Raw genomic sequence first — 5,240 nt, forward strand, 5'->3', positions numbered from 1 at the left:
GCACCAAGGCCGAACCTCAGGCCGACGGTTCCTACAAAGTGTCCGGCACCAAGATCTTCATCTCGGCCGGTGACCTGGATGCCGTCGATGGCCAGGCAGTGGCTGAGGGATTCTTCGATCTTGTTGACGATTTCCTTGCGGTTGCCCCGGGCGCGCTTGACGGCCTGGTAGATCCGCGCGGAACGCATCGGGTGCATGGCCTTGAAGCCGAGGTCTTCGAATTCTATGCGGACAGCGTGCATGCCCAGTCGATTGGCGATGGGTGCATAGATTTCCAGGGTTTCCTTGGCGATGCGCCGGCGTTTTTCGCCGGACAGCACTTCCAGCGTGCGCATGTTGTGCAGGCGGTCGGCCAGCTTGACCAGGATCACGCGAATGTCGCGGGCCATGGCCATGGCCTTTTTCTGGAAGTTTTCGGCCTGGGCCTCGGCCTTGGTCTCGAAGTTCATCTGAGTCAGTTTGCTGACTCCGTCGACCAGTTCGGCCACGGTCTCGCCGAATTGCGCTTGAAGCGCTTCCTTGGCAATGCCGGTGTCTTCGATCACGTCATGCAGCATGGCCGCCATCAGGCTCTGATGGTCCATATGCATGTCGGCAAGGATGTTCGCTACCGCGAGTGGGTGCGTGACGTACGCCTCACCGCTGCGGCGGCGTTGGCCGTCGTGCGCCTGTTCGGCGTAGAAATACGCTCGGCGGACCAGATTGACCTGGTCCTTGCCGAGGTAGGCCGATAAGCGATCGGCGAGGGCGTCTATGCTCGGCATGATAACTCCTGCCGCAAGCTGTGATCCCGCGCCGTACCACGTCGACCAGGCATAGGCTTAGACGGCCTCGTTGGACTCGTCCTCGAATGCAGCAAAAAGCGGTTCATCTTCAACGATTTCGGCTTCGGCGATAGCTGCGTAGTCGATCAGGCCTTCAGCGATTTCACGCAGGGCAACAACGGTAGGCTTGTCGTTTTCCCAGGCTACTTTCGGCTCTTTGCCGCCGGTGGCCAGTTGACGGGCACGCTTGGTAGAGAGCATGACCAGCTCAAAGCGGTTATCCACGTGTTCTAGGCAGTCTTCAACGGTTACGCGGGCCATGGTCTTCCTCGTAGCAAATGCAGTATGCGCGTTGCCCGGATGGGCGAGCGGACTCAACAGTTTAAAAAATCACCAGCGATTAGGGAAGCGCTGATTTTTTGATCAGCTCCTTCAACGCGCTGCAAGCACCAATGTAAAGCCCTTGCAGCGGTTTTGGGAAGTGTTGATCAGCCGAGCAATTCGGCCAGCAATTTGCCGTGACGCTGTTGCTGGCGTTTTTGTTGCAGCTGATTGGTGCGGAAAATCGCCTTCAGATCGTCCAGCGCGTGGGCAAAATCATCGTTGATGATCAGATAGTCGTAGTCGACATAGTGGCTCATCTCGCTGACCGCTTCACGCATCCGGCCTTCGATGATCTCGTCGCTGTCCTGGCCACGATTGGTCAGGCGCTGACGCAAGGCCTGCTGGCTAGGCGGCAGAATGAAAATCGAACGGGCCTGCGGCATCAGCTTGCGTACTTGCTCGGCACCTTGCCAGTCGATTTCCAGAATCAGGTCGTGGCCATCGTCCAGGGTTTGTTGCAGATGGCTCTGCGAGGTGCCGTACAGGTTGCCGAAAACCTCGGCACGTTCCAGAAAGTCGCCGTGCTCACCCATTTTCACGAACGCTTCGCGAGATACGAAGTGATAGTTCACGCCGTCCACTTCGCCAGGGCGCATGGCACGGGTGGTGTGGGATACGGAAACGCGGATCGACGAATCCGCATCGATCAGGGCCTTGACGAGGCTGGTCTTGCCGGCGCCCGAAGGCGCGGAAATGATGTAGAGAGTGCCGGTGCTGTGGGTCATGTCGGGATTGCCTTACTCAATATTCTGCACTTGTTCGCGCATCTGCTCGATCAACACCTTGAGGTTGACCGCAGCCTGTGTGCTGCGTGGGTCGAAGGCTTTGGAGCCCAGTGTGTTGGCTTCGCGGTTGAGCTCCTGCATCAGGAAGTCCAGGCGGCGTCCGGCCGCACCGCCGGACTTGAGTACCCGGCGAACTTCGATGATGTGAGTGCTCAGGCGATCCAGTTCTTCGGCCACGTCGCTTTTTTGCGCGAGCATGACCATTTCCTGCTCCAGGCGTTGCGGGTCCATCTCCGCCTTCATGTCGGCAAAGCGGTCGAGGACTTTCTGGCGTTGCGCGGCGAGCATTTGCGGGACGAGCTCGCGCAGGGTCACCACGTCTTCTTCAATGGAGGTCAGGCGATCATTGATCAGTCGTGCCAGTTCCGCGCCTTCGCGCTCGCGGCCGGCCTTGAGCTCCTTCAGGCCCTGATTGAACAATGCCAGCGCCTCGGCGTTCAGGGCTTGCGGGTCGATCGCGTCGCCCACCAGCACGCCAGGCCAGGCCAGGACTTCGAGGGGGTTCAGTGCTGCGGGATTCTTGATCAGGCCGGCGATGGTCTCGGCGGCGGCGACCAGTTGCGCTGCGCGATCCTGGTCCACCTGCAAAGGCTTTCCGGTGTTTTCTTCGGTGAAGCGCAGCGTGCATTCGAGCTTGCCCCGGGATACGCCCTGGCGCAGTGCTTCGCGGACAGCGCCTTCGAGGTCGCGAAAGGTTTCCGGCAGGCGCAAGTGGGGTTCCAGGTAGCGGCTGTTGACCGAGCGCAGTTCCCAGCTCAGGGTGCCCTGGATGCCGGCTTTTTCGACGCGGGCGAAGGCGGTCATGCTGTGCACCATGGAGATACCTCGCAATGCAGATCGGTCCGTAACCGAGGTTTCGGCAATCCGATATCAATGAATTTAAGCCGACTGGCAGCAAAGGCGCAGGATTGTAGCGCAGTGGCGTGGATGCGCCCAAACACACGGTGTGACAAACGGCTGCAGGCCGTCGGCGACGGGCTGTCCAGAGCCTTCGGTCGTCGCCGTTTTATTTTTAGAAGTGCCCACGCGTGGCTGGCGGCTCTATAATGCTCCGCAGTTTTCCGTCCACGTACAGGTATCCCTTATGAAACGTCCAAGTGGTCGCGCTGCCGATCAGCTCCGCTCGATCCGCATTACCCGCAACTACACCAAACACGCCGAGGGATCCGTGCTGGTCGAGTTCGGTGATACCAAGGTCATTTGCACCGTCAGTGTCGAGAATGGCGTGCCGCGCTTCCTCAAAGGCCAGGGCCAGGGTTGGCTGACCGCCGAGTACGGCATGCTGCCGCGCGCTACCGGCGAACGTAACCAGCGTGAAGCCAGTCGCGGCAAGCAAGGTGGTCGTACCCTGGAAATCCAGCGCCTGATCGGCCGTTCCCTGCGCGCGGCGCTGGACATGTCCAAGCTGGGCGACGTCACCCTGTATGTCGATTGCGACGTTATCCAGGCTGATGGTGGTACCCGTACCGCGTCCATCACCGGCGCCATGGTTGCACTGGTCGATGCCCTGAAAGTGATCAAGAAGCGCGGCGGCCTGAAAGGCGGCGACCCGCTCAAGCAAATGATCGGTGCCGTTTCGGTGGGCATGTACCAGGGCGAAGCCGTACTCGACCTCGACTATCTGGAAGATTCGGCTGCCGAGACCGACCTGAACGTGGTGATGACCAGCACCGGCGGCTTCATCGAAGTCCAGGGTACTGCCGAAGGTGCACCGTTCCAGCCTGAAGAGTTGAACGCCATGCTGGAGCTGGCGAAGAAGGGCATGAGCGAGATTTTCGATCTGCAGAAGGCCGCACTGGCTGACTGACCGGAAGGTTCCACGCAAGGAGGACATCATGAGTGATGAACAGCTGCCGCTGCCCACGCCGAGCCATGAGGTGCGCCAGTGGGCCATGTTTTGTCACTTGTCCGCCTTGCTGGGGATCTGGGTTCCGTTCGGCACGCTGATCGGTCCGCTGATCCTGTGGCAGATGAAACGGGAGATGGACCCCTTCATCGATGCTCAAGGCAAGGAGGCGCTGAACTTTCAGATCACCGTCGCCATTGCCTCAGCCATTTGTTTTCTGCTGATGGTGGTGATTATCGGGTTCTTCCTGTTTGGCCTGATCGCTATCGGAGCGCTGGTATTGACCATCATTGCCGGGGTGAAGGCGAATGAAGGGCAGCCCTATCGATATCCGTTCACCTGGCGATTGATCAAATAACCACTGCTTTCCCTGTAGGAGCGAGCATGCTCGCGATGGACGAGAGAACACCGCTGGGTGTCAGGTATCCAGCGTTTTCGTTAACGACCATCGCGAGCTTGCTCGCTCCTACAGGAAAGCAATTAGCGCCCACAAAAAAGCCGACAGTGATGTCGGCTTTTTTGTGCCTGTGATGCGACGATCAGATCGTCAGCGTCCAGTCGTAGTCCACGATCAGCGGTGCATGCTGCGAGAACCGTGGCTGACGCGGCAGGCGTGCGCTGCGTACGAAGCGGCGCAGGCCCGGGGTCAGGATCTGGTAGTCGAAGCGCCAGCCCAGGTTGAGCATTTCGGCCTGTTCGTTGTCCGGCCACCAGCTGTACTGGTCGCCTTCGCGGCTGACTTCGCGCAGGGCATCGACATAACCCATGTTGCCGACAATCTCGTCCATCCAGGCCCGTTCAGGTGCCAGGAAGCCCGGGGATTGCTGGCTGTCGCGCCAGTTCTTGATGTCCAGCTTCTGTTGCGCCACGTACAGCGAGCCACAATAAATGTACTCGCGGCGTTTGCGCCGTTGCTTGTCCAGGTACTTGGCGAAGTCGTCCATGAGCTTGAACTTCTGATTCAAGTCTTCATCGCCGTTCATGCCGGACGGAAGCAACAAGGTTGCAATACTGACTTTGTCGAAATCTGCTTGCAGGTAGCGCCCGTAGCGGTCGGCTGTCTCGAAACCGAGACCGCTGATGACAGCCTTCGGCTGCAACCGCGAGTACAAAGCCACGCCACCTTGGGCGGGGACTTCGGCGTCGCAGGCATAAAGGAAGTATCCATCCAGTTGGAAGGCTGGATCGTCCAGTTCAAAGGCGGAGGCACGGGTGTCCTGCAGGCAGATGACGTCGGCATTCTGTGCCTGCAGCCAACTGAGCAAACCTCGCTCGACTGCAGCCTGAATACCATTGACGTTCACACTGATGATCCGCATAAATGGCCCCAAAAATCGCGTGCGTGTATGATACACGGCGTATACCTATTTAGCTAAATCCGTGGTATTTGGAAAAAACTTGAACAATGCACATCATCTAACTTCAAAGATCGGTAATGACACCCTTTCAGGACAAACAACA

Annotated in this window: 7 protein-coding genes; 2 read left to right on the forward strand and 5 right to left on the reverse strand. The window is 58.8% G+C overall.

Features of this window, described 5'->3' with window-relative positions; genetic code table 11:
• The 4 genes from ACQKP2_RS31525 to ACQKP2_RS31540 form a co-directional block, all read right to left on the reverse strand.
• Positions 1-764, reverse strand: a 764-nt coding sequence (locus ACQKP2_RS31525) for an HD domain-containing protein (protein WP_427582198.1), incomplete at its 3' end; no start/stop codon positions are given.
• A 57-nt stretch (positions 765-821) separates the two neighbouring features.
• Positions 822-1,085, reverse strand: coding sequence for a DNA-directed RNA polymerase subunit omega (gene rpoZ / locus ACQKP2_RS31530; protein WP_007921129.1), 264 nt, complete (start codon positions 1,083-1,085; stop codon positions 822-824).
• 167 nt (positions 1,086-1,252) lie between these two features.
• The gene (gene gmk, locus ACQKP2_RS31535; protein WP_427582199.1) at positions 1,253-1,873 is read right to left on the reverse strand and encodes a guanylate kinase; all 621 of its coding nucleotides are present in this window, start codon (positions 1,871-1,873) and stop codon (positions 1,253-1,255) included.
• 12 nt (positions 1,874-1,885) lie between these two features.
• Positions 1,886-2,749 (reverse strand): YicC/YloC family endoribonuclease, encoded by an 864-nt coding sequence (locus ACQKP2_RS31540; RefSeq protein ID WP_427582200.1) that lies wholly within the window; start codon positions 2,747-2,749, stop codon positions 1,886-1,888.
• A 268-nt stretch (positions 2,750-3,017) separates the two neighbouring features.
• Here ACQKP2_RS31540 and rph point away from each other — a divergent pair, with 268 nt between their 5' ends.
• Complete coding sequence (gene rph / locus ACQKP2_RS31545) at positions 3,018-3,740, forward strand: ribonuclease PH (RefSeq protein WP_427582201.1); 723 nt, start codon at positions 3,018-3,020, stop codon at positions 3,738-3,740.
• Positions 3,741-3,768: 28 nt separating this feature from the next.
• Positions 3,769-4,137, forward strand: a complete 369-nt coding sequence (locus tag ACQKP2_RS31550; protein WP_427582202.1) for a DUF4870 domain-containing protein — start codon at positions 3,769-3,771, stop codon at positions 4,135-4,137.
• A gap of 181 nt (positions 4,138-4,318) precedes the next feature.
• On the opposite strand, the gene ACQKP2_RS31555 is transcribed toward ACQKP2_RS31550, so the two are convergent.
• Complete coding sequence (locus tag ACQKP2_RS31555) at positions 4,319-5,098, reverse strand: exodeoxyribonuclease III (protein ID WP_008062840.1); 780 nt, start codon at positions 5,096-5,098, stop codon at positions 4,319-4,321.
• Positions 5,099-5,240 lie beyond the last annotated feature (142 nt).

Origin of the sequence: Pseudomonas sp. NPDC089569 (assembly GCF_050280625.1) — a bacterium.
GTDB lineage: Bacteria > Pseudomonadota > Gammaproteobacteria > Pseudomonadales > Pseudomonadaceae > Aquipseudomonas.